At 62.1% G+C, this 22,834-nt stretch carries 21 protein-coding genes; 8 read left to right on the top strand and 13 right to left on the bottom strand.

All coding sequences use genetic code 11. From position 1 onward, the window contains the following. Positions 1–6 precede the first annotated feature (6 nt). The 4 genes from AC1RTQ_RS12185 to AC1RTQ_RS12200 all read left to right on the top strand — a co-directional run bounded on the left by AC1RTQ_RS12185 (position 7) and on the right by AC1RTQ_RS12200 (position 2,886). Entirely contained in the window at positions 7–753 is a 747-nt protein-coding gene (locus AC1RTQ_RS12185) for an aspartate/glutamate racemase family protein (RefSeq protein WP_492876027.1), read from the top strand. A 142-nt stretch (positions 754–895) separates the two neighbouring features. Further along, positions 896–1,543: a GntR family transcriptional regulator gene (locus AC1RTQ_RS12190; protein WP_304349280.1), complete on the top strand. Its 648-nt coding sequence runs from the start codon at positions 896–898 to the stop codon at positions 1,541–1,543. Between the two features lie 159 nt (positions 1,544–1,702). Continuing rightward, the gene (locus AC1RTQ_RS12195; RefSeq protein ID WP_428177185.1) at positions 1,703–2,290 is read left to right on the top strand and encodes a chromate transporter; all 588 of its coding nucleotides are present in this window, start codon (positions 1,703–1,705) and stop codon (positions 2,288–2,290) included. Further along, positions 2,287–2,886: a chromate transporter gene (locus AC1RTQ_RS12200; protein WP_492876029.1), complete on the top strand. Its 600-nt coding sequence runs from the start codon at positions 2,287–2,289 to the stop codon at positions 2,884–2,886. The genes AC1RTQ_RS12195 and AC1RTQ_RS12200 overlap by 4 nt, the downstream gene beginning before the upstream one ends. Positions 2,887–2,978: 92 nt before the next feature. On the opposite strand, the gene AC1RTQ_RS12205 is transcribed toward AC1RTQ_RS12200, so the two are convergent. Next, a complete protein-coding gene (locus tag AC1RTQ_RS12205) occupies positions 2,979–3,752 on the bottom strand; it encodes an SIR2 family NAD-dependent protein deacylase (protein ID WP_492876031.1) in 774 nt (257 codons plus the stop codon). Positions 3,753–3,843: 91 nt separating this feature from the next. On the opposite strand from AC1RTQ_RS12205, the gene AC1RTQ_RS12210 reads away from it, so the two are divergent. Continuing rightward, entirely contained in the window at positions 3,844–5,784 is a 1,941-nt protein-coding gene (locus tag AC1RTQ_RS12210) for a hybrid sensor histidine kinase/response regulator (protein ID WP_492876032.1), read from the top strand. Positions 5,785–5,866: 82 nt separating this feature from the next. Here the strand turns inward: AC1RTQ_RS12210 and rlmB are convergent, their stop codons facing one another. After that, positions 5,867–6,637 carry a 23S rRNA (guanosine(2251)-2'-O)-methyltransferase RlmB gene (gene rlmB, locus AC1RTQ_RS12215; protein ID WP_302090157.1) on the bottom strand — a complete coding sequence of 257 codons (771 nt, stop codon included), beginning with the start codon at positions 6,635–6,637 and terminating at the stop codon, positions 5,867–5,869. A gap of 305 nt (positions 6,638–6,942) precedes the next feature. Here rlmB and sstT point away from each other — a divergent pair, with 305 nt between their 5' ends. After that, a complete protein-coding gene (gene sstT, locus AC1RTQ_RS12220) occupies positions 6,943–8,175 on the top strand; it encodes a serine/threonine transporter SstT (RefSeq protein WP_492876034.1) in 1,233 nt (410 codons plus the stop codon). Positions 8,176–8,274: 99 nt separating this feature from the next. On the opposite strand, the gene AC1RTQ_RS12225 is transcribed toward sstT, so the two are convergent. Further along, complete coding sequence (locus AC1RTQ_RS12225) at positions 8,275–8,955, bottom strand: ABC transporter ATP-binding protein (protein ID WP_492876037.1); 681 nt, start codon at positions 8,953–8,955, stop codon at positions 8,275–8,277. Here AC1RTQ_RS12225 and AC1RTQ_RS12230 point away from each other — a divergent pair. Beyond that, entirely contained in the window at positions 8,954–9,685 is a 732-nt protein-coding gene (locus tag AC1RTQ_RS12230; RefSeq protein WP_492876040.1) for an arylesterase, read from the top strand. The two genes, AC1RTQ_RS12225 and AC1RTQ_RS12230, sit on opposite strands and share 2 nt — an antisense overlap. Positions 9,686–9,702: 17 nt before the next feature. Here the strand turns inward: AC1RTQ_RS12230 and AC1RTQ_RS12235 are convergent, their stop codons facing one another. From AC1RTQ_RS12235 to AC1RTQ_RS12255, 5 genes are all read right to left on the bottom strand, one after another. Next, positions 9,703–9,921 carry a hypothetical protein gene (locus AC1RTQ_RS12235; protein ID WP_492876042.1) on the bottom strand — a complete coding sequence of 73 codons (219 nt, stop codon included), beginning with the start codon at positions 9,919–9,921 and terminating at the stop codon, positions 9,703–9,705. 21 nt (positions 9,922–9,942) lie between these two features. Next, on the bottom strand, positions 9,943–10,740 hold the full coding sequence (locus AC1RTQ_RS12240; RefSeq protein ID WP_492876045.1) for a DUF2189 domain-containing protein: 798 nt from the start codon (positions 10,738–10,740) through the stop codon (positions 9,943–9,945). Positions 10,741–10,964: 224 nt separating this feature from the next. Beyond that, positions 10,965–12,188: a PLP-dependent transferase gene (locus tag AC1RTQ_RS12245; RefSeq protein ID WP_492876047.1), complete on the bottom strand. Its 1,224-nt coding sequence runs from the start codon at positions 12,186–12,188 to the stop codon at positions 10,965–10,967. An 84-nt stretch (positions 12,189–12,272) separates the two neighbouring features. After that, positions 12,273–12,782, bottom strand: coding sequence for a BON domain-containing protein (locus AC1RTQ_RS12250; RefSeq protein ID WP_492876049.1), 510 nt, complete (start codon positions 12,780–12,782; stop codon positions 12,273–12,275). Positions 12,783–12,958: 176 nt separating this feature from the next. Then, positions 12,959–14,224 (bottom strand): MFS transporter, encoded by a 1,266-nt coding sequence (locus tag AC1RTQ_RS12255; protein WP_492876051.1) that lies wholly within the window; start codon positions 14,222–14,224, stop codon positions 12,959–12,961. Positions 14,225–14,499: 275 nt separating this feature from the next. On the opposite strand from AC1RTQ_RS12255, the gene AC1RTQ_RS12260 reads away from it, so the two are divergent. Next, positions 14,500–15,531, top strand: a complete 1,032-nt coding sequence (locus tag AC1RTQ_RS12260) for a patatin-like phospholipase family protein (RefSeq protein WP_492876053.1) — start codon at positions 14,500–14,502, stop codon at positions 15,529–15,531. Between the two features lie 60 nt (positions 15,532–15,591). On the opposite strand, the gene AC1RTQ_RS12265 is transcribed toward AC1RTQ_RS12260, so the two are convergent. The 5 genes from AC1RTQ_RS12265 to AC1RTQ_RS12285 all read right to left on the bottom strand — a co-directional run bounded on the left by AC1RTQ_RS12265 (position 15,592) and on the right by AC1RTQ_RS12285 (position 22,834). Further along, positions 15,592–17,451, bottom strand: coding sequence for an acyl-CoA dehydrogenase (locus tag AC1RTQ_RS12265; RefSeq protein WP_492876055.1), 1,860 nt, complete (start codon positions 17,449–17,451; stop codon positions 15,592–15,594). Between the two features lie 137 nt (positions 17,452–17,588). Further along, positions 17,589–18,764 carry an acetyl-CoA C-acyltransferase gene (locus tag AC1RTQ_RS12270; protein ID WP_492876056.1) on the bottom strand — a complete coding sequence of 392 codons (1,176 nt, stop codon included), beginning with the start codon at positions 18,762–18,764 and terminating at the stop codon, positions 17,589–17,591. A gap of 45 nt (positions 18,765–18,809) precedes the next feature. After that, the gene (locus tag AC1RTQ_RS12275; RefSeq protein ID WP_492876058.1) at positions 18,810–20,909 is read right to left on the bottom strand and encodes a 3-hydroxyacyl-CoA dehydrogenase NAD-binding domain-containing protein; all 2,100 of its coding nucleotides are present in this window, start codon (positions 20,907–20,909) and stop codon (positions 18,810–18,812) included. 244 nt (positions 20,910–21,153) lie between these two features. Next, positions 21,154–21,849 (bottom strand): ABC transporter ATP-binding protein, encoded by a 696-nt coding sequence (locus tag AC1RTQ_RS12280; RefSeq protein ID WP_302090144.1) that lies wholly within the window; start codon positions 21,847–21,849, stop codon positions 21,154–21,156. Between the two features lie 166 nt (positions 21,850–22,015). After that, positions 22,016–22,834, bottom strand: a complete 819-nt coding sequence (locus tag AC1RTQ_RS12285; protein WP_302090143.1) for an ABC transporter ATP-binding protein — start codon at positions 22,832–22,834, stop codon at positions 22,016–22,018.

The following is a 22,834-nucleotide window of genomic DNA, read 5'->3' on the forward strand; positions in this document are numbered from 1 at the left end:
CACACCATGAAACTGCTCATCATCAATCCCAATATCTCCGAGAGCGTCACTTCCTTGATAGAGAAAGAGGCGAGGCTGGCCGCTGCTTCGGGTACGGAAATCACCATGCTGACTGCCCCTATGGGCGTGGCCTATATCGAGACGCGCTTCGAGGCCATGATTGCCGCCTACGCTGTAGCGGAGCTGGCCGCAACCCATGCCGCGCGGCATGACGCCGTCATAGTGGCTGCCTTTGGCGACCCCGGTCTCGAAGGCCTGCGCGAGGCCCTGGACATTCCCGTACTGGGCATGACCGAATCCGCGCTCATGAGCGCATGCATGCTCGGCAAACGCTTTTCGATCATCGCCATCTCCAGGCGCATTACCGCCTGGTACCGAGATATGGTCGAGCGCAACGGACTCATCGACCGACTGGCCAGCATTCGCTGCCTGGACGAGCCTCTGCGAGACATCGGAAGTGTGCAGGACGACCATGCAGCACGCCTGCAGGCCTTGTGCGAAGCAGCGGTCAGCGAAGATGGCGCCGACGTACTGATCATTGCCGGCGCCCCGCTGGCCGGCCTCGCACGCTCCATCAAGCAGAGTTTGCCGGTACCGGCCGTTGATGGTGTCTCCAGCGCAGTCAACCATGCACAGAGCCTGGTCTCGCTGGCTCCCGCTCCAGCACGCGCCGGCAGCTTTGCCAAACCTCCACGCAAGGACTTCAAGAACCTCCCCCCGGGGCTCACCCAGCTATTGAGCCAGCTGCCCTGAAAACACTGCGGGATAACCTCAATCGGGACGTTCGAAGCCGACATGCCGTGTGACACTAGAATTCACCTACATGTCGACAAAAGACACTACAAAAGTGAACAATCGAAGCAACACATCTCGATCTGAAATTACCGTGGATGAAATGGCAACCCGCATTGCGACAGCCATCCATGAGCACCGCCTGCTGCCGGGAACCAAGCTCGGCGAAGACAGGCTGGCCAATATCTTCAACACCAGCCGGGCTCGCGTGCGCGAGGTCCTTGCCCGCATGGCCCGCGACCAGATGGTGGAGTTGTTCCCGCAGCGCGGAGCCTTTGTCGCCAAACCCAGCATCGAGCAGGCGCTGGACGTCTTTGAAGCACGCCGACTGATAGAGCCAGGCATTGTGCGTCGCCTTGTTCTGAACATGGACAACAGCAAGATCCGTCGCCTGCAGACCCATCTGAAGCAGGAGCGCGAAGCACGTGCCAACTCCGACAAGCGAGCCACGGTGCGCCTGTCCGGCGAGTTTCATGTGCTGCTGGCGGAGCTGGCCGGCAACTCCGCGCTGCTGCGCAGCATGCGTGAACTGTCCACACTGACCTGCCTGACGATCTCGCTGTATGAATCGGCGGTCAACACCTGCTGCCTAGTGGATGAGCACGAAGCCGTGGTCGATGCCATCGTCGCGGGCAATGGCGAGCTGGCAGAGCAATTGATGCTCAGCCACCTGGACCACATACAGGGCAGCCTGCGCCTGGAGGCCGATGCCGACGACGCTGATCTGGAGCAGATCCTGGGCGACCTCTGACCTGCGCCAGGCGTCGCGCTCCGGCAACAGGAGTCATCAAAGTGATCGATACACCCTTCTCTACTGAAGATGGCTCGAGCCGATCCGAAGACAGGCGCCCGGATTAGCATCCACAGCTGACTCCGATCACTCTCTGCCTGAGGCCTTGAGACCCGCCCAATGAGCTCGCCCGCCCCACCGTCCTTGCCGCTAGCCGAGCGGCCACGCCCGCGCCATCTGCGCGAACTGTTCTGGTCGCTGACCTTTCTGGCCTTGCAGGGCTTTGGCGGCGTACTGGCCGTGGTGCAGCGCGAACTGGTCGAAAAACGCCAATGGCTGAGCAATGAGGAGTTCATGGAGGATTGGGCCGTGGCGCAGATCATGCCCGGGCCCAATGTGGTGAATCTTTCCATCATGCTGGGCGAACGCTACTTCGGCTGGCGCGGCGCCATCGTGGGGTTGTGCGGCATGCTGACGTTTCCCATGCTGGTGGTCATCAGCCTCACCTTGGTCTACACGCAGTTCGCGGCCAACCCGGCCGTTGCCGGAGCACTGCGCGGCATGGGCGCCGTGGCGGCAGGACTGGTGGCGGGCATGGGCCTGAAGCTGGCTGGCACGCTGCGCAAGCATCCGCTGGGCAAGTGGTATTGCGCAGGGCTGGCCATCGCCGCCTTTGTGCTGGTGGCCGTGCTGCGCCTGCCGCTGTTCTGGGCCTTGCTGCTAGTGGGCGCAACAGGCTGCGTGCTGACCTACCGGAGGCTGGCATGAGCCCGCTGGCGATCGCGCTGCAGACCGCGGACTGGCTGCATCTTTTTGCCTATTTCCTGACGCTGTCGCTGATGGCCGTGGGTGGAGCCATCACCGCCGCGCCCGATATGCACCGCTATCTGGTCGACGGCAACCACTGGCTCTCGGAAACCCAGTTCACCAGCTCCATCGCCATTGCCCAGGCCGCTCCCGGCCCCAATGTGCTGTTCATCGCCCTGCTGGGCTGGAACGTGGGACTGAATGCGGGCGGCGGCGCCGGCCCTGCCGCCTGGGGACTGGGAGCACTGGGTGTTGCCGTATGCATGGTGGGCATTTTGCTGCCCAGCTCGCTGCTGACCTGGCAGGCCTCGCGCTGGGGTCAGCGCAACCGGGACAAACGCGGCGTGCGCGCCTTCAAGCAAGGCATGGCTCCGCTGGTGATCGGTCTGCTGCTGGCCACTGGCTGGCTGCTGGGCAGCGCCAGCGGCAACCCTGGCAAGGACTGGAAGCTATGGCTGCTGAGCCTTGCGTGCACATTGCTGGTATGGCGCACCCGCATTCATCTGCTGTGGCTGCTGGCTGGCGGTGCGGCGCTGGGTGCGCTGGGCTGGGTGTAAAAGCAGTACCGCCAGGCTCCGGGTTCGGCAGATCAGGCGTCAACTGCCAAAGCAGTCTCTTTCCTGAGGCCGCTGCTGGCTCCAATGCCTGCCTAGTCGGAGCTTTGCAGCAGCAACGGCAGCACCTGCGCCGATGGCATGGCGATCATCTGGTCCGCCACCGAGTCCAGCTCGCTGGCATGCGGGTTGATGATGACCACGCGCGCACGGTTGCGCCGTGCGATCTTGGCCAGACCTGCTGCCGGGTAGACTGCGCCTGACGTGCCGATCACCAGCATCAGCTGACATTGCTCTGCCGCCTGCTCTGCCCTGGCCCAGGTCTGGCTGGGCAGAGACTCGCCAAACCACACGACGGCAGGCCGCAGCAAATTGCCGCAGGCGGCGCAATGAGGCGGCTCACCGGGGACAGCCTGCTCCAGGTCGCAGGACGCACAACGGCGATTCAGCCAGCGATTGCTGTTCAGCTCTCCATGCAGGCTCAACACCTCTTGACTGCCCGCCTGCTGGTGCAGGCCATCCACATTCTGCGTGATAAGTGTCATTCGACCGGGATGCTGCCTTGCCCAGCGCGCCAGCGCCAGGTGCCCCTCATTGGGGGCCACCTTGGCAACCAGCGCACGTCGGTGCTCGTACCAGCGCCAGACGTGAGCCGGATCGCGGCGGTACCCCAGCTCGCTGGCCATTTCCTCAGGCTTGAACTGGGACCAATACCCGTCTGCATCCTCCCTGAAAGTGGGCACTCCCGACTCGGCGCTGACACCGGCCCCGGTTAGCACGGCCAGTCGCTGCGCCTCGCCCAGCCAGCGACGCACGCAGGCGATCGCGCCCAAGGACGTCGAAGAATTGTCAATAAGTGCTTGAACCAAGGCTATAACCTCAAAAAACAAGTTGCAACGTGGAATACTTGAATTTATCTGCGGAGCTTCTTCTTTGCCTGATATTGCACCACACCAGCATATGAACGAATCGGGCCAACTGTTCGCACTTCAGCAAGCCATGACGCCTGCAGCATTGGCATGGGGTCTTGTTGATGTCCAAACGTTGGAGCTGCGCTTTGCCAATCCTGCATTGCAGCGCCTTCTGCAACCCAGCCACCAGCCCCCCGGCATACCCCAACGCGAGATTCTGGAAACAGCCAGGCTCGCTATCAGGCAGTGCATGGAAACAGGCCTGGAAGCGACTGCAAACCTGCCCGATCACCCCGGGCTCTGGCATTTTTCACCGATTCAAGGCGCTGGCACGACAGAAGCGGTGCAATGCTATGTATTGCCGACCGAAACCTCGTTTCGTGAACCCGATGACGAACTCGGGCTGGGACATGTCAACCGCTTTGAGGCCTTTCTGGACCACCTGCCCTACCAGGTCTGGATAGCAACACCCCATGGAGAAGTGACCTGGCTCAACCGGGCCCTGCATGAATACGCCTACCGGGAAGTACGTCCCCTGAGCCTGCGCGAAGGCATCTGGATTGATATCGTGCATCCCGACGATCTGGCGACCGTCAACACCGGGCTGTCACGCGCCCTGATCACCGAAAAATCGACAGGATACCGGCTGCGCATCAAGCGCCATGACGGCCAGTACCACTGGTTTTTTTCGTCGCTGTCTCCCGTCAAGAATGCGCAGGACAGGATTCTCTACTGGGTCGGCGCCAACCTGAGCATAGACAGCGTCCGGCAGTCCGAGAATCAACTGCGCGACCAGATCACCACGCTGAGCCACCAGTTGAGGCTCAAGCAGCAGGCGCTGGATCAGGCCGAGACCTACCTCGCGCAGGCCCAGAAGATGGGCATGGTGAACCAGCTGTCTGCCGGTGTCGCGCACGACATGAAGAACCTGCTTTTCATCACCGGCCTGCATGCCGGCATGCTGGAAAAGCAGCTGGGTGAGCCCGAGCAGCTCGAACATGTGGATGTGATACTCAACACCATTCAGAAAGCAGGCAGCCTGGCATCGCATCTGACGGGGTTCAGCAGTCGCAAATCCATGCAGCTGGCTGCCGCCGACCCCCGTGCACTGGTACAGGATCTGGAGCCGCTGCTGAGCAAGGCCGTCGGCCAGAACGCTGAATTGCAGCTGCATATGGCAAGCAGCATCTGGCCCATCAGCGTGGACAAGCTGTATTTCGAGAACTCGCTGATCAATCTCTGCATCAATGCGCGTGATGCCACCGAAGAGCACGGCCAGATCACGCTGACAGCGGAGAACGTGTTGCTCAAGCGTGCCAGCCATGCGGGCGACTACGTAATGATCAGCGTGGCCGACAACGGCACGGGCATGAGTGAAGAGATCAAGGCCCGCATCTTCGAGATGTTCTTCACCACCAAGCCCGAAGGCAAGGGCGCGGGCCTGGGCCTGCCCATGGTCAAGAACTTCATGGACCACGTCCAGGGCCTGATCGAAGTGGAAAGCACTCCAGGCCTGGGCACCATCGTGAGCCTGTACTTTCCGCGCGCACAACCGGTCATACCGCAGAGCCCGCAAGCCTCGGCCCCTGCGGGCCGGCAGGAAACGATTTTGCTCATCGAGCCCGATCTGGCCACGCGCAATGCCATGGCCCAGGTGCTCTACGGACTTGGTTATCAAGTCGTGACCGCATATTTACCCGAAGTCGCGCTGCGCTATATCAACAGCGGCATGAAGGTGGATCTCATCATTGCCGCCGATGAGTTTTCCGGTGCCTTGAGCATCGCGAAAATGCAGGAAAAGCTGGCGCGGGAGCATGTCCTCATTCCGCTCATTCTCATGACAAGCAGCGAGGAGGCCGAAGTGCCGCATGCTCAGGAATGCCGCTATGTGGTGCTCAGCAAGCCCATGGAGATTGGTGAGCTGGCACGCATCGTACAGCGCATGCTGCATCCGGACTGCAAGACGCCAGCCGATCTGCCGGCCGTCTGAGTACGGCTCGCTCGGCCGGAGCTTCAAAAAAGGCGCCGCTGCTCTCGCAGCCGCGCCTTGCTTCAGTACCCGGAAAGCCGACTCAGGCCTTGATCGCAACGGCTGCGGCCAGGCGCTGGCGCAACGCCTCATACAGGCATACCCCGCTGGCGACCGACACGTTCAGGCTTTCCACCGCGCCCTGCATGGGGATGCTGACCAGCGCATCGCAGGTCTTGCGGGTGAGCTGGCGCATTCCATCGCCCTCGGCCCCCAGCACCAGCGCTGTCGGGCCGGTCAGATCCATCTGATAGAGATGTTTGTCGGCATCGCCGCTGGTACCGATGATCCAGATGCCGCGCTCCTTGAGTTCCTTGAGCGTGCGCGCCAGATTGGTGACCATGAAGTAAGGCACGGTCTCGGCCGCACCACTGGCCACCTTGGCCACGGTGGCGTTGATGCCGGCCGCGTGATCCTTGGGAGCGATCACGGCATGCACGCCGGCGCCATCTGCCACACGCAGGCAGGCGCCCAGATTGTGCGGATCAGTCACGCCGTCGAGCACCAGCAGCAGCGGGGCCTTCACCCCCTCCTCCTGCAGGTCGTCGAGCAGCTCATCGAGCGTGCGCGTGTCCTTGACTTCTTCCACGCGTGCAGCCACGCCTTGATGGCCGTGAGAGCCAGCCAGCTTGGCAATGCGCAGGGCATCAGCCTCGATCAGACGCACACCGGCTTCCTTGGCCCGCTCCAGAAACTGGCGCATGCGCGCATCGCGACGCGAAGCCTCGAAATAGACTTCAATGATGGATTGGGGGGCGGTCTTCAGACGCACGCCTACGGCGTGAAAGCCGAAAAGAACTTTGGGGGACGACATGGGGCCACATTATCCCGGCGTTTACGGCAGACCTGAGACTCGCAGGGCCATGTCTGGGCTGACAGCTGAGGTTTTCCATTGCCGCTACACTGCGCCCCCAACGGGCAAGGCACCGGCTCATCAGGCAGCACCAGCATGGCTTTTGCCGAGTGCGAGTCTTTACATGAAGCTCCACTGCCACCCAGAACGACTGGCAACAGGCTTGAGCCTGTTGCCCCTGCATTCACGCAACAGCCTCTTCATGTCCTGCATGAGGCAGGCTTGCGTGCTTGTATCTCCCTCCAATCCCATAACAAATACCCAGCATGCTCAACGCCTTGCTCGATTGGTTCAACCGCACCAGCCTGGTGCTGCAGATTGTGATTGCCCTGATTCTGGGCGGCCTGACGGCCTGGCTATGGCCCGCTGCCGCCCAGCCGGTTTCCCTGTTGGGCAGCTTGTTCATCGCCGCGCTCAAGGCTGTCGCGCCGGTTCTGGTGCTGCTGCTGGTCATGGCGGCCGTCAGCAGCCACCGCCCCGGCCAGCAAACGCAAATCAAGCCCGTGCTCTGGCTGTACGTCCTCGGCACACTGGCGGCGGCCTGTGTGGCCGTGGCAGCCAGCGCGCTCTTTCCCTCAGTGATTCACTTTCGTGAAGCGCCCAAAGTCCAGAGCGTTCCCGGCGAGATCAGCCAGGTGCTGAGCACCGTCGTCCAAAGCCTGTTCGACAACCCCGCCAATGCACTGCTGAACGCCAACTACATCGGCATTTTGGCCTGGGCTATTGCGTTGGGCCTGGCACTACGCCACGCCACGCCCACCACCCGCACCATGGTGGATGACTTCGGCCATGCCATCACCCGCGTGATTCAAGGCGTGATTCGCCTGGCCCCCTTCGGCATCTTCGGCCTGGTGGTCGCCACCTTCTCCTCCGGCGGGCTGGAAGCACTCAAGGACTACGCCCATCTGCTGGCCGTGCTGGTCGGCTGCATGGTGTTTGTGGCATTGGTGATCAACCCAGTCATTGTCTGGACACAGACTCGCCGCAATCCCTACCCGCTGGTGCTGACCTGCCTGCGCGAAAGCGCAGTGACCGCCTTCTTCACGCGCAGCTCGGGAGCCAATATTCCCGTCAATCTGGCCTTGGCCCAGAAGCTCAGGCTCGACGAGAACACCTACAGCATCTCCATCCCGCTGGGCGCCACCATCAATATGGCCGGCGCTGCCGTCACCATCAGCGTGCTGACACTGGCCGCCGCCCATACGCTCAATATCTCGGTGGACATCCCCACGGCCATATTGCTGTGCGTGGTCTCTGCGGTCTGCGCCTGCGGTGCCTCGGGCGTACCCGGTGGCTCGCTGCTGCTGATTCCGCTGGCCTGCAGCCTGTTCAACATCCCCAACGATGTGGCAATGCAGGTGGTGGGTGTCGGCTATGTGATCGGCGTGATTCAGGACTCGACCGAGACAGCCCTCAATTCCTCGACCGACGTGCTGTTTACCGCAGCCGCCTGCCGCGCCGCAGAGCGCAGGGCCGGACTGGAAGTCGCGCGCATCTGAGGCTTGAGCTCAGAGACTGCTGATTGAATAGCTGCAAGCGCTTATTTGATAAGCGCAAAAATCCCCAAAGGCCTGTGATCACACAGGCCTTTTTGTTTTTCAGACAGAGCGCCCGGCTTCTATGGTGATGCTGCGATCACATTGCGCCGCAATCTCGCGGTCATGCGTAACCAGAATCAGGGTCGTGCCGCGCTCGCGGTTGAGTGCAAACATCAGCTCCATGATGGTCTGGCCCGTGGCGAAGTCCAGGCTCCCAGTGGGTTCGTCGGCCAGCAGCACGGCCGGCTCCACCACAAAAGCACGCGCCAGGGCCACGCGCTGCTGCTCTCCACCCGACATCAGCCTGGGATAGTGATTGAGACGCTGACCCAGGCCCACACGCTCCATCATCTGCGAAGCCCGTGCCCTCGCATCGCGCTGACCTGCCAGCTCCAGCGGCAGCATGACGTTTTCCAGAGCCGTGAGATTGCCCAGCAACTGAAAGCTCTGGAAGACAAAACCCATCTTCTGCGCCCGCACCGCCGCCCGGTCGTCCTCGCTGAGTGCAAACAGATCCTGGCCCAGCAGGCGGACCGTGCCGTGACTGGGGGTATCGAGGCCGGCCAGAATCGACAGCAAAGTGCTTTTACCCGAGCCGGAGGCCCCCACAATGGCAACGGTTTCACCGGCCGTGAAACTCAGATTGATATCCCGCAAAATATCCAGCACGCCTGTGGAATCGCTCACCGATTTGGACAGTTGCTCAACGGCAATCAAAGGAATGGCAAGAGTTGTGGACATGAATCAATTGGATAGCAAAAACGTCAAGAGTCGCAGCCAGCACTTTGCGCTGCAGCGCCGTCACTGTATCGCTGTTGCTCTGGCGCTCGCCATTTCAGGGGCTTGCGGCGCGGCAGTAGCCTCATCGCCTGCCAGAAACAAGGAGCCGGCCAAGGCCGCTGCCGGCGCTAAACCCGGCCCGGTGCTGGTGCTTGGTGACTCCCTGAGCGCAGAATACGGCCTGACACGCGGCAAGGGCTGGGTGCAGTTGCTGCAGCAGCGCATGAGTGATGAAAAAAACCCGCGCAAGGTGGTCAATGCCAGTATCAGCGGCGAGACCACGGCCGGCGGCAGAGCGCGCCTGGCGTCGCTGCTCAGGCAGCATGAACCCGGCATCGTGATTCTGGAGCTGGGCGGCAACGACGCATTGCGCGGCCTGGCGCTGCAGAGCACACAGCAGAATCTGGAAGTCATGATCAAGGCAGCCAGGGAGGCCGGGGCCCAGGTACTGCTGGTGGGCATGCAGGTACCGCCCAACTATGGAGCGGCATATACCGAGCAATTTGCCGATATGTTCAGGAGCATTGCCGACACGCAAAAGCTGCCGCTGGTGCCGTTTCTGCTGTCGGGCATCGGCGATGCTGCGGACGCCGAGCAATGGTTTCAGAGCGACCGCATTCACCCCAATGCCCAGGCCCAGCCCCAGATGCTGGCCAATGTCTGGCCCAAGCTCAAGCACCTGCTGAAATAAGCAGCGGCCGCGCGGCCTCAGTCGCCGCCGCCTCCGCCATCACCGCCACAGTCCCCGCCGTCCGAGCTGCAGGCACTCTCGTGGCTGCCCGAGCCGCAAAAATAGCTGTCGTTGAAGACGTCGCTGCCGTCTTCGCGGCTGCTCGCCGAAGTCCAGGCCAGCTGCGAATCGGTGCTGTGGCCCGAAGCGCCTGGCTGGGGCGTAAAGACTTTTTTCAACCAGTTCCAGAACTCCATGACATTCCCCCTCATTGCGCCTCAAGCAGCTTCCTCCTTGCTCTCGGCGCGGACGCTGGCTTTATAGGCATGCCAGCTGGCGCAACCCAGCAGCGGCCCGATGACGATCAGACCTGTACTGTAGAAGAGCAGCGAGACCGCGATCAACACGGTAATGATCAGCCCCCACAGCAACATCACACCCGTGTTGGCCCCCACCACGCGCATGCTGGTGATGCAGGCCGTCAAGGCATCGGTATCCAGATCGAGAATGGCGGGCAGTGAAACCACCATGCTGGCAAACACCAAGACAGCAAATATCCCGCCAACTGCGGTGTAGCCCAGCAGGAACTCCCAGTTCTCGGGCCGCACCAGGGTCTGCAGCAGGGTGGCCGTGCTGGGCATGCCGGTATCGAACGAGATGGCGAACACCACCATGGCGGCGCGCCCCCAGAGCATCTCCAGCACCATCAACACCATGACCAGCATGCCCATGCTGGCCAGATGCTTGTCCCAGCAGGTCAAGGACTGCGACAGCAGCACGGGCCTGCCCTGCTCCAGCTGCTTGCTGACGTAGTACAGGCCCATGGCCATGAAGGGGCCGACCAGCAGACAGCCGCTGGCCATGGACATCACATATTCGGGGCTGGCGCGAAACACCCAGGCCAGCAGCCGCGCCATGCCCCAGAAACACAGGCCGTAGAACAGCGCAATCATGGGTGCGCGCCGCACATCGCCCAGACCGCGCACCAGCCATTGCCAGGGCTCGCTCCAGCGCAGCTGCAGAATCTGCAGATTGCCGGACTCGGCCTTGACCTCGGAAACAGGGGAAGCTTGCATGCGAGATCCTCCTTGGCGCCCGTGCCGCGCCTCGGTGGCGGCAGCTGACAGGAACAAGTTACCCGCTCAACCCTGAATCTGCATTGCGGAAAGCCCGCATGTCAGCCCTTCCGCATTTTCACTATCAAAACAAGAGCTTATAGCGCCTATCCACTATTGATTTCAGATAACAATAATACTGAAATCGTTTATTTACAAGCGCTTAAAGCTCCCATTAAATAGCATCAACCAAAGGCCTTGAGCAGCGCCTGGGCCAGATCGGCCTGCAGATCGCTCGTATCTTCGAGTCCGATGGCAAAGCGCACCACGGTCCCCGCCTTGATATGGGGTGTGGCACGGCTGCGCATCTCGGGCAGTTCGTAGGGCACGACCAGGCTCACTGGCCCGCCCCAGCTATAACCCAGCTTGAACAGGCGCAGGCTGTCGCAGAAGCGATCCAAGGCAGCCTGGTCGAAGCGCTCGTCGATGACCACGCTGAACAGACCGGCTGCCACGCCATCCTGGCCCTGCCCTTGTCCGCACAGCTGCTTCCAGTAGGCATGGCCCGGGGCGTCAGGCATGGCGGGGTGCAAGACCTGCACCACAGCACTCTGGGTGGCCAGCCACTGCGCCAGCTGGCGTGCCGAGCGATCCTGTGCGTGATAGCGCAGGCCGATACTGGGCAGGCTGCGCAACACGGCTTCGGCGTCGTTGCCGCTCACGCCCAGACCCAGGCGCATGTGCGCGAGCTTGATGCGCATATGCAGGGGCTGGTTGCGCGTGATGATGCTGCCCATCAGCACATCACCGCCGCCACTGGGGTATTTGGTCAGGGCATGGACCGTGACATCGACGCCCAGGCTGCCATCGCCCAGCAGGTCGAAGGGGCGAAAAGCCAGACCCGCGCCCCAGGTGTTGTCCAGCACCATGGTCACGCCCCTGGCCCGGCACAGGCGCACCTGCTCGACGAGATTCGGGAACTCCATGGTCACCGAGCCCGGAGCCTCCAGCCAGACCAGCTTGGTGGCCGGCGTGATCTTGGCCGCCAGGTCTCCGACGCTCATGGGGTCGTAGTACTGATGGCGAATGCCGAAATGGGCAAGTTCGCCCTCGGTCAGCGTCTTGTTGGGACCGTATACGTTATCGGGCACCAGCACCTCGTCGCCCGTCCTGAGCAGCGCCAACGACACCGTGGCAATCGCGGCCAGGCCGCTGGGCACCAGCAGGCACTGCAGACCACCCTCCAGCGAGGCCAGACGCTCTTCCAGGGCGTAGGTCGTGGGCGTGCCATGCAGACCGTAGGTGTAGCTGCTCTTGTCCAGCCAACGGCGCTCGCGCATGGCCTGCACATTCTCGAAGTACACGGTCGAGGCCTTGTGCACGGCCGGCTGCGGGCCTTCGAAGTCCGTGGGTGGCTTGTAGGGATGGTGGATCAGATGGGTGGAAAGCTTGTGGTCGGCTTGGGTCATGCCCTGATCTTAGTGCCATGCAGCCACAAAAAAGCCAGAGGGCTTGCGCGCTCTGGCTTCATGCGAGATGCAGTCTGAAAGGTCTCAGCCAGCCTTCACGGTCAGATTGTTGTTGACCGAGGTCACGCCCTTGGCGGCCTTGGCAATCTCGCCGGCCTGGGTCTTGACGGCTTCGCTGGGCACGGTGCCGGTCAAGGTCACTGCGCCGCCCTTGGTGTCCACATTGATCTGCAGAGCGCTGATTTCAGGGGCCTTGATCAAATCGGTCTTGACGGCAGCGGTGATGCCTGCGTCATCGAGGGCAGCACCCGCCTTGGCAGCGCCTTCCTCCATCTTGTTGCCAGCCTTTTCCATGGCGGCACCGGTAGCTTCACCAGCCTTGGCCAATGCATCAGCGGCTGCATCGCCGACCTTGGCCGTACCTTCTTCAATCTTGCTGCCAGCATTTTCCGCAGCCTTCTCGGTCTGGGAAATGGCGGAATCGAGCTTCTGGCCAGCGGTCTTGTTGTCTTCGGACTTGCCGCAGGCAGCCAAGCCAAAGGCCAAGGCGGTAATGGCCAGAACTTGGGCGGAACGCTTGAACATATTGGTCATATCGATTTCTCCCTTAATGCTTGCAAAAACATGACAGTTAACTGTAACCAGGCACCATTTTGGCCCGGATACGAACTTTTCCCGCATCCCTGTAGGACAAATTTGTCCGAATTTGTGACATTTAATTCATACAAGTCATCTTCTGTAATTGACAGAAACGAGCTGCAAGCCTGCACTCAGTTCACAGCCTCCCGCATGCGCGGATGGCGCGCAAATGCCAACCCCAGCAGGGTAGCCAACAGCATGACGAAACCGGCAAACAGGCTCACGGCCAGCGTGATGCTCCAGCGGTCGGCGATCCAGCCCACGGCCAACATGGGCAGCATGGAGCCGAGCAGACCTATGGTCTGGTAGGTGGACAACAGGCCGGCCCGGTTGTCGGGCCTGGCAAGACGGCCCACCATGGTCATGCCGGCCAGCATGCTCATGCCATGCCCCAGTGCCGTCAAGCCCACGCCCAAGATGAACAGCAGCGTCGAGCGCATCTGCAGGTTCCACATCAGCATGGCGTTGCTCAGCACCAGCAGCGCCATGCCGGCAAAACCGCAGCGGTGCAGCAGCAATTTCGCAGCCACCAGCTGAATGCCCGCAGAGACGAGCAAGATCACCGCAATGGCCGTACCGCTGACCACAGGGCCGCTCAAGGGAATCATCTGCTGTAGAAACAGCGGTGCCATGGAGGCATACAGCCCGAATACGCCGAACGCCACGAACGGATAGCCGCAGGTCAGTGCAAAAGCCTGGGAATCCTCGCGCACAGGCCAGGTCAGCCGCGGCAGGCAGTCCCGCCAGTGCAGACGTCCGGGGGCCTGCCCCGGCTGGCCCGCATCCCGCTGCACCGACTCCGGCAGCTTGAGCGTGACAACGCCCGCCACACCGATGCAGCCCAGCACCAGCGGCACCAGATAGGCCGTCATCAAGGGCTGAGGCAGCCACTGCCCCGCCATGCCGCCGATCAAGGGACCCAGACCAAAGCCCAGCACATTGAGAAAGCTGGCCACCATGGCCACGCGCTGAGGCTGCAGACGGGTGGCTCCGTCAGCCGCCAGCAGCGTCAGTCCCGTGGTGGCGCTGATGGTGATGAGGCTTGACGACACCCCCACCATGAAGCGCCCGACGATCAGACTGGGCAGATTCCAGGCCAGCATGGAGATCAGGGTGCCCGCCAGCGTCAGGCACAGGAAGCACAGCATCACGCGCTCAAAGCCGATGCGGTCAGGCAGGCGCCCCAGAAACAGCAGGGCGCACAGCCCGCCGCACATATAGAGCACATAGATCAGCGAGATATCGCTGGGCCGCAACTGCCAGGCTTGCTGATAGAGCGCATAAAGCGGACTGATCAGCGCCGCACCCAGCACTCCCACTACCAGGCCGAAGCCCACCCACCAGACCGAGGCCTGTGCCGTTGTGGCGCCGGCCTGCCATGTATTGCTTTGCGACATTTGCTGCCTCTTGATCGGGCCGGGCCTGCGGCAGGGACAGGGCGGACAGGCGTTCGTCCTGTCGCGCCGTCAGAGCGTGCCAGCCACTTGCTTGTGATGAGAACATTGTCTGCAGAGCCGCATCGGCACGCATAGGCCAAACAAGGGATACATGCCCCAAGCCATTTGCAGCCAAGCACAGAAAGCTATGCTTTTTGACGATCAAAACCAGTACGTCAACGCATCAAACACCCGTCGCTATACTTTGCGCCCTAATGACAGCAGGATTTCCCGGCATGCGCCTGAACGTTTTTTTGCGCCCCTTGGTCTGTTTGAGTCTGCTTGGCCTTGCCGCCTGCGGCAGCAATCCCCCCAGCCCCGCAGCGACACCCGAGCCGCCCACCGCAACCACATCAGCCCCCCCGATCAAGATCGGCCTGGCGCTGGGCGGCGGTGCGGCCAAGGGCTTTGCCCATATCGGCGTCATCAAGATGCTCGAGGCCAATGGCCTCACGCCCTCGTTCGTGGCCGGCACCAGCGCCGGCAGCGTGGTGGGTGCGCTCTATGCAAGCGGCATGAACGCCTTTGAGCTGCAGGAAAAAGCCGTGGCCCTGGACGAGGCCAAGATTCGCGACCTGCAGCTGTCCGCTGGCGGTCTGGTACTGGGGCAAAAGCTCGAAGACTATGTCAACGAACAGGTGCACCGCAAGCCGCTGGAGCAGATGGCCAAGCCCTTTGTCGCCATCTCCACCCGCCTGGAAGATGGTGAACGCACGGTGTTCGCACGTGGCAATGTGGGCCAGGCCGTGCGCGCATCCAGCAGCGTGCCGGGCGTGTTCCAGCCCGTCACCATCGGCAAGTACCACTATGTGGACGGCGGCATTGTCAGCCCCGTGCCGGTGGATGCCGTGCGCAATCTGGGGGCCGACATCGTGATCGCCGTGGACATCTCCAACAAGGCCAGCGGCAAGACTCCGGCCAATATGCTGGGAGCGCTCAATCAGTCGATTGCCATCATGGGCCAGAAGCTGGGCCAGGCCGAGCTGGCGCGAGCCGACATCATCATTCGTCCCAAGGTGCTGGACATCGGCCCGGCCGACTTCGCGCAGCGCAGCCATGCGATTGTGGAAGGAGAGAAGGCCGCCACTGCACTGATGCCGCAGATTCGCGAACGCATCGCCCAGCTGCGCGCCGAACGCGCCAAGGCCACTCAGGTCGCGCAGCAAAAGGCCTCCGAAGCCAGCTATCAGGACTGCCTGAAGCAGCGCTCCAGCCTTCAAAAGCTGTCCGGCATGATGGGTATGAGCGGCAACTGCGAAAAGCCCTGAGCTGAACCTGCCCCATGAAAAAGGCCCGCTGACGCGGGCCTTTTTGCAGCGCTGCGAGGCTCAGAACGCCTCTTCCTCCATCGCTGCGCAGGTCATGTCGCGCGCCTTCACCACCTGTAGCCAGGCGCCGATGCGCGGCAACTCGTAGTGGAAGAAGTAGCGCTGCGCCGCCATGCTGCCGCGATGAGCCGCAATTGCCAGATCCTTGTCCATGGCCAGTACGGCCAGTGCCACATCCAGCCAGATCCAGGCCAGCACCAGATGACCGAAGGCCTGCATATAGGGCACGGCATTGGCCAGTGCCTCCTGCGGATTGCCCGTGGCCCAAGCCGCCTTGGTGGTTAATCCAACATCGGCCAGCGCACGCGCCAGCTGGTTGGCATAGGTGCCCAGCCTCTCATGCTGCATGGCTCGCTGAATGGTCACGTTGATGCGGGCCGCCAGCAGCTGCAGGCCCTTGCCGCCCTCCATGACAACCTTGCGGCCCAGCAGGTCCATGGCCTGAATGCCATGTGTGCCCTCGTGAATCATGTTCAGGCGGTTGTCGCGCCAGTACTGCTCGACCGCGAAGTCGCGCGTATAGCCGTAGCCACCATGGATCTGGATGGCCAGCGAATTGGCCTCCAGGCAGAACTCGCTGGGCCAGCTCTTGGCCACCGGCGTCAGCACCTCCAGCAGCAGCCTGGCTTCTGCCGCCTCCTGGCTCTGGCCGGTGTACTGCTCGTCCACCAATCTGGCGCACAGCAGGTTCAGGGCCAGCGCACCTTCGCAATAGGCCTTCTGCGCCAGCAGCATGCGTTTGACGTCGGCATGCTCGATGATGCGCGACTGCGGCCGGCTCGCATCCTTGCCGCCCTCGCCTATGGGCCTGCCCTGTGGGCGGCTTTGCGCATATTCGAGGCTGGCGTGGTAGCCCGCCATGCCCAGCATGGAGGCCGCCATGCCGATGGAGATGCGCGCCTCGTTCATCATGTGGAACATGCATTTGAGGCCCTCCCCGGGCTTGCCGACCAGATAGCCTATGGCGCCCGCACCGCGGCCGTCCAGCCCCCCGCCACTCTGACCGCGCACCGGGTATTTGCCTTCGCCAAAATTGAGCAAGGTATTGGTCGTTCCACGCCAGCCCAGCTTGTGGTTGAGGCCCGCCAGGGCCACGTCGTTGCGCTCGCCGGTCAGCCGGCCCTCGGCATCGACCAGCTTCTTGGGCACGATGAACAGCGAAATGCCCTTCACGCCGGCAATCGTCTTGCCATCGGCGCCCGGAATCTTGGCCAGCACCAGATGCACGATGTTCTCGGTCATCTCGTGGTCGCCCGAGCTGATCCACATCTTGTTGCCCTTGAGGCGATAGCGCGGCCCCAGTGCGTCGCTCTCATGCTCGATGCCATCGGGCTCTGCGCGCGTGGCGATGTCCGACAGCGACGAGCCCGCCTGCGGCTCGGACAAGGCCATGGTGCCGGCCCAGCGGCCATTGAACTCGTTGGCGGCAAAGACTTTTTTCTGGCGCTCGGTGCCATGGGCCATGATGGCGTTGGCATTGCCCGAGGTCAGCATGTTCGAGCCAATGCTGATGGAGGCCGCTGCGAAAAAGCAGTTGGCCGCCGCCTCCACGGTATAGGGCAGCTGCATGCCGCCCATCTCGTAGTCCTGGGCCGCGCTGAGCATGCCCGATTCGGCATAGGCCTCGCGGGCTTCATAGGTGCATTGAGGCAGGATGACTTTTTCGCCGTCGAACTGCGGCTCCTGCAGATCCACCGTGCGGTTGAAGGGCGCGTATTTCTCGCGCGCAATGCGCTCGCAGGTGTCCATCACCGCATCGAAAGTGTCGCGCGAATGATCGGCAAAGCGGGGGCGGCTGGTCAGCCCTTCGGCCTGCAGCCAGTCGTAGAGCAGAAAGTCAATGGTGGAACGCAGGCGCATAAATTACCCATAAAAATAGGCTTAAACGCTTATAAATAAAGCGATTTAAGCTATCAAATTCATAAATCCAGAGGAGAGAAAAGCCGTCTCCAGCCCCAACCCAAGGTGGCCAGAAGACGGCTTGACCCAAGCCCTGCTTACAGGACTTCAAACACGCCTGCCGCGCCCATGCCGCCGCCGATGCACATGGTCACGCAGAAACGCTTGGCACCACGGCGCTTGCCTTCGATCAGCGCATGACCCGTCAGGCGCTGGCCCGAGACGCCATAGGGGTGGCCCACGGCAATCGCGCCGCCGTTGACGTTGAGCCTGTCGGCCGGAATGCCCAGCTTGTCGCGGCAATAGATGACCTGCACGGCAAAGGCTTCGTTGAGCTCCCACAGGTCGATATCGTTGATCGACAGACCCAGCTTCTTGAGCACCTTGGGAATGGCATAGATGGGGCCGATGCCCATCTCATCAGGCTCGCAGCCGGCCACGGCAAAGCCCAGGAAACGGCCCAGGGGCTTGAGGCCCTTGCGCGAGGCGTATTCCTCGCTGACCACGGCGCAGGCACCGGCACCGTCGGAGAACTGGCTCGCATTGCCGGCGGTAATCACCCCGCCGGGCAGCGCGCTGCGCAGACCGCTGATGCCTTCCTTGGTCGTGCCCTCGCGAATGCCCTCATCCTTGCTCACGATCACCTCCTTGGTGACCATGCCGCGCACCTTGTCCACCACGCCCATGACGGTCTTCATGGGGGCGATCTCGGCTTCGAACAGGCCGGCCGCCTGTGCCGCAGCCGCTTTCTGCTGGCTGGAGGCGCCGTACTCATCCTGGGCATCGCGGCTGATGTGGTAGCGCTTGGCCACCTGCTCGGCAGTCTGCAGCATGCTCCAGTAGATCTCGGGCTTCATGGCCGTCAGCTCGGGATCGAAGGCCATGTGCGAGTTCAGATGGGGCTGCACGCAGGAGATGCTCTCCAGACCACCGGCCACCAGCACCTCGTTCTCGCCCGCGATGATGCGCTGGGCAGCCAGCGCAATCGCCTGCAGACCCGAGGAGCAGAAGCGGTTGATGGTCAGACCCGATGTCGTGACCGGCAGACCTGCACGCATGGCAATCAGACGGGCGACGTTGCCGCCGGTCGTGCCTTCGGGCAGGGACATGCCCATGATCACGTCCTCGACCTCGGCACCCTCGATACCTGCGCGCTCCACTGCGGCCTTGACCGCATGGGCACCCATGGTGGGACCGTAAGTCATGTTGAAAGCGCCCTTCCAGCTCTTGGCCAGCGGAGTGCGCGCGGTAGAAACAATCACTGCGGATGTCATGTTCTGTCCTTTGATTCTGGGTGTTTCGTGGCAGATCGTCCGCGCCTAGCTGAACTGCTTGCCTTCGGCGGCCAGCTTGGCCAGCAGCGGTGCGGGCTGCCAGAACTTGGCATCGTCGTTGGGGTTCTGGGCAAAGCGACCCATGGCCTGAACCACGTTGAACAGGCCGACCTCGCCCGCATAGTGCATGGGGCCGCCGCGCCACAGCGGAAAGCCGTAGCCGGTCAGATACACCATGTCGATATCGCCGGACTTGCTGGCAATACCGTCTTCCAGAATCTGCGCGCCTTCGTTGACCAGCGCAAAGACCAGGCGCTGCACGATTTCCTCGTCGGAGATCTTGCGCGGCGTGATGCCCAGACTCTTGCGGTGCTCGTCGATCATCTTGGCCACCACCTCCGAAGGGATGGCATCCCGCTTGCCAGGCACATAGTCATACCAGCCTGCACCGGTCTTCTGGCCGAAGCGGCCCAGCTCGCACAGGCGGTCCGCACTGGCGCTGTACTTCATATCAGGCTTCTCGACATAACGGCGCTTGCGAATCGCCCAACCGATGTCGTTGCCCGCCAGATCGCCCATGCGGAACGGGCCCATGGCAAAGCCGAACTTCTCGATGGCTTTGTCCACCTGCTGTGGCGATGCGCCTTCGTCCAGCAGGAAGCCGGCCTGGCGCGAGTACTGCTCGATCATGCGATTGCCAATGAAGCCGTCGCAGACGCCGGAGACCACGGCCGTCTTCTTGATCTTCTTGGCCACCTTCATCACCGTGGCCAGCACATCCTTGGCCGTGGCCTTGCCGCGCACCACTTCCAGCAGCTTCATCACATTGGCGGGACTGAAGAAATGCATGCCCACCACGTCCTGGGGACGCTTGGTGAAGGCGGCGATCCTGTCCACATCGAGCGTGGAAGTGTTGGATGCCAGAATCGCACCGGGCTTGGCCACTTCATCGAGCTGCTTGAAGACCTGCTCCTTCACGCCCAGCTCCTCGAACACGGCCTCGATGATGAGGTCGGCATTCTTCAGATCGCCATAGTTGAGCGTGGTGGACAGCAGGCCCATGCGCTGCTCGTACTTCTGCTCGGAGAGCTTGCCCTTCTTGACCTGGGCTTCGTAGTTCTTGCGGATGGTCGCCACGCCACGGTCCAGGGCTTCCTGCTTGGTCTCCAGAATCGTGACGGGAATGCCCGCATTCAGGAAGTTCATGGAGATGCCGCCGCCCATGGTGCCGGCGCCGATCACGCCCACGGCCCGGACCTCGCGCACCGGTGTGTCGCCGGGCACGTCAGGGATCTTGGAGGCGGCACGCTCGGCCATGAACAGATGGCGCAGCGAACGCGACTCGGGCGTCATCATCAGCTGCATGAAGGCTTCGCGCTCGGCCACCATGCCGTCGTCGAATTTCTTGGTCGTGGCGTTCTTGACGGCTTCCAGGCAGCGCATGGGCGCAGGGAAGTTCTTGGACATGCCCTGCACCATGGTGGCGGCAAACTCGAAGTAGGCCTCGCCCTGGGGATGCTTGCAGGACAGGTCGCGCACACGCGGCAGCGGGCGGACGTCAGCGACCTCCAGCGCCAAGGCCTTGGCATCGGCCAGCAGCGTCTCGGCCGATGCAGACATCTTGTTGAACAGCTTCTGGCCGGGCAGCATGGCCAGCATTTCGCTCATCACGGTCTCGCCACTGACGATCATGTTCAGAGCGGCTTCCACACCCAGTACGCGCGGCAGGCGCTGGGTGCCACCGGCGCCCGGCAGCAGACCCAGCTTGACCTCGGGCAGTGCCACAGCCGTGCCGGGGGCGGCAATGCGGTAGTGGCAGCCCAGCGCCAGCTCCAGCCCGCCACCCATGCAGACGCTGTGAATCGCGGCAATCAAAGGTTTGGTCGACAGGTCCAGCTGCTGGATGACCGAGATCAGATGCGGCTCGCGGTAGGCATCTTCCTTGCCGAACTCGGTGATATCGGCTCCGCCGGAAAAGGCCTTGCCGGCCCCGGTAATGACGATGGCCTTGACGGCGTCATCCGCCAGGGCCTGGCGCAAACCTTCAACCACACCGCGTCTGGTAGCCAGACCCAGGCCGTTGACCGGCGGGTTGCTCAAGGTAATGACGGCGATGGCTCCGTCTACTTTGTATTCAGCAGTCATGCTGTTGTCCCCTGTTCAATAAATAGAAAAGAACGGTCGTGCGTTTTTTATTTTCCGAGTTTTGCTGCGTTGCGCAACTGATGCTTGTCCTGAGCGAGACAGCTCACAGAATGAGCACACCTCATGTCAGAGACATCAAGCAAGGGCCTGGGCGGCCCCACCGCCCCGCAGCAAGGATGTCGTCCCCCTCCCGCAAAGCGAGAGAGAGGGGGAAGCGGTAAAGCCGCTCAAGAGGTGTGTCAGCTCACACCTCCAGCCACTCCTTGCGAACCTTTTCGTTCGCTCTGAGGGTCTCGGGGGTGCCGTCAAACACGATATGTCCGTGGCCCATGACCAGCGCCCGATCCGAGATATTCATGGCAATGGTGAGCTTTTGCTCGATCAGCAGCACGGACACGCCGCGATCCTTGATCTTCTTGAGGTACTCGCCCACCAGCTCCACGATCTTGGGCGCCAGCCCTTCCGTGGGTTCGTCGATGATGATGAGATCCGGATCGCCCATCAGCGTGCGGCAGAGCGTGAGCATCTGCTGCTCGCCGCCCGACATCACGCCAGCCTCGGTGTGCTGGCGCTCCTTGAGGCGGGGAAACATGGCATACATGTCGTCAAAGCCCCAGCGGCTGCCTTTGCCCTTGCCTTTCTGGCCCAGCATCAGGTTCTGATGCACGGTCAGATTGGGGAATACGTCACGACTTTCGGGCACATAGCCGATACCCAGATGGGCCACCTCATAGGCTTTTTTGCCGTTCAGGTTCTTGCCTTTCCAGTCCAGCGCCCCCTCCCAGTGCACCAGCCCCATGATGGCCTTGGCCGTGGTGGAGCGGCCCGAGCCGTTGCGCCCCAGCAAGGCCACGATCTCGCCCGCATGGACCTCGAAGTCCACACCATGCAGCACATGGCTTTTGCCGTAATAGGCATGCAAATCATTGATCTTCAACATCTGCTGATGTCCTCTCGGATTGTCAATAGGCTTGGAGCCCCAGAACATGCTTGGCCCAGGTCAGCAACAGCAACAGCAAGCAGGGGTCGCTGCGCCGCGAAGCTGTCGTCTCCCTCCCGCGAAGCGAGAGAGAGGGAAGCGGCACAGCCGCTCAGGGGGTGCGGCATCAATGCGCTCCTGCCTGCTGATCGGCTACGGAGGAGCCCAGGTAGGCCTCCTGCACCCGCGCATTGGCCCGCACGGCTTCAGGCGTGTCATAGGCGATGACCTCGCCATAGACCACCACGGCAATCTTGTCCGCGAGCCCAAAGACCACGCCCATGTCGTGCTCCACGGTCAGCAGCGTCTTGCCTTCGGTGACTTTCTTGATCAGCTGTATGAAATGCGCGGTTTCGCTGTTGCTCATGCCGGCCGTGGGTTCGTCCAGCAGGATGACGCTGGCACCGCCGCCGATGGTGATGCCGATCTCCAGCGCGCGCTGCTCGGCATAGGTCAGGTTCACCGCCAGCGTGTCGCGCTTGCGGTGCAGCCCGATCATCTCCATCAGCTCATTGGCGCGTTCGTTGGCGTCATGCAGGTTGGAGAGAAAGCGCCAGAAGCTGTAGCGATAGCCCAGGCTCCAGAGCACGCTGCAGCGCAGATTTTCAAACACCGAAAGCTTGGGAAAGATGTTCGTGATCTGGAAGCTGCGCGACAGTCCCATGCGATTGATTTCGAAAGGCTTTTTGCCGTCAATGCGCTGGCCGTGCAGCAGCACCTCGCCGCTGCTGGGCTCGAAACGGCCGCTGATGAGATTGAACAACGTGCTCTTGCCCGCACCGTTGGGGCCGATGATGGCGATGCGTTCGCCGGCATTGACCGCCAGATTGGCGCCGCGGATGATTTCGGTCTTGCCGAAGCTCTTGCGCAGATCGCGCAGCTCCAGCGCATGAGAGGACTGCTGCACCGCTTGCGCAGCCGGTTGATGGATGGCGATGCTGGACAT

The sequence above is a fragment of the Comamonas sp. GW821-FHT11H03 genome (genome assembly GCF_058807955.1).

Coding starts and splice junctions, on each gene's coding strand:
- AC1RTQ_RS12210 (WP_492876032.1), top strand. CDS start 3,844: ATGAACGAATCGGGCCAACTGTTCGCACTTCAGCAAGCCATGACGCCT.
- AC1RTQ_RS12195 (WP_428177185.1), top strand. CDS start 1,703: ATGAGCTCGCCCGCCCCACCGTCCTTGCCGCTAGCCGAGCGGCCACGC.
- AC1RTQ_RS12235 (WP_492876042.1), bottom strand. CDS start 9,921: ATGGAGTTCTGGAACTGGTTGAAAAAAGTCTTTACGCCCCAGCCAGGC.
- AC1RTQ_RS12225 (WP_492876037.1), bottom strand. CDS start 8,955: ATGTCCACAACTCTTGCCATTCCTTTGATTGCCGTTGAGCAACTGTCC.
- AC1RTQ_RS12230 (WP_492876040.1), top strand. CDS start 8,954: ATGAATCAATTGGATAGCAAAAACGTCAAGAGTCGCAGCCAGCACTTT.
- AC1RTQ_RS12260 (WP_492876053.1), top strand. CDS start 14,500: ATGCGCCTGAACGTTTTTTTGCGCCCCTTGGTCTGTTTGAGTCTGCTT.
- AC1RTQ_RS12265 (WP_492876055.1), bottom strand. CDS start 17,451: ATGCGCCTGCGTTCCACCATTGACTTTCTGCTCTACGACTGGCTGCAG.
- sstT (WP_492876034.1), top strand. CDS start 6,943: ATGCTCAACGCCTTGCTCGATTGGTTCAACCGCACCAGCCTGGTGCTG.
- AC1RTQ_RS12200 (WP_492876029.1), top strand. CDS start 2,287: ATGAGCCCGCTGGCGATCGCGCTGCAGACCGCGGACTGGCTGCATCTT.
- AC1RTQ_RS12185 (WP_492876027.1), top strand. CDS start 7: ATGAAACTGCTCATCATCAATCCCAATATCTCCGAGAGCGTCACTTCC.
- rlmB (WP_302090157.1), bottom strand. CDS start 6,637: ATGTCGTCCCCCAAAGTTCTTTTCGGCTTTCACGCCGTAGGCGTGCGT.
- AC1RTQ_RS12270 (WP_492876056.1), bottom strand. CDS start 18,764: ATGACATCCGCAGTGATTGTTTCTACCGCGCGCACTCCGCTGGCCAAG.
- AC1RTQ_RS12285 (WP_302090143.1), bottom strand. CDS start 22,834: ATGTCCAGCATCGCCATCCATCAACCGGCTGCGCAAGCGGTGCAGCAG.
- AC1RTQ_RS12250 (WP_492876049.1), bottom strand. CDS start 12,782: ATGACCAATATGTTCAAGCGTTCCGCCCAAGTTCTGGCCATTACCGCC.
- AC1RTQ_RS12245 (WP_492876047.1), bottom strand. CDS start 12,188: ATGACCCAAGCCGACCACAAGCTTTCCACCCATCTGATCCACCATCCC.
- AC1RTQ_RS12190 (WP_304349280.1), top strand. CDS start 896: ATGGCAACCCGCATTGCGACAGCCATCCATGAGCACCGCCTGCTGCCG.
- AC1RTQ_RS12255 (WP_492876051.1), bottom strand. CDS start 14,224: ATGTCGCAAAGCAATACATGGCAGGCCGGCGCCACAACGGCACAGGCC.
- AC1RTQ_RS12240 (WP_492876045.1), bottom strand. CDS start 10,740: ATGCAAGCTTCCCCTGTTTCCGAGGTCAAGGCCGAGTCCGGCAATCTG.
- AC1RTQ_RS12275 (WP_492876058.1), bottom strand. CDS start 20,909: ATGACTGCTGAATACAAAGTAGACGGAGCCATCGCCGTCATTACCTTG.
- AC1RTQ_RS12280 (WP_302090144.1), bottom strand. CDS start 21,849: ATGTTGAAGATCAATGATTTGCATGCCTATTACGGCAAAAGCCATGTG.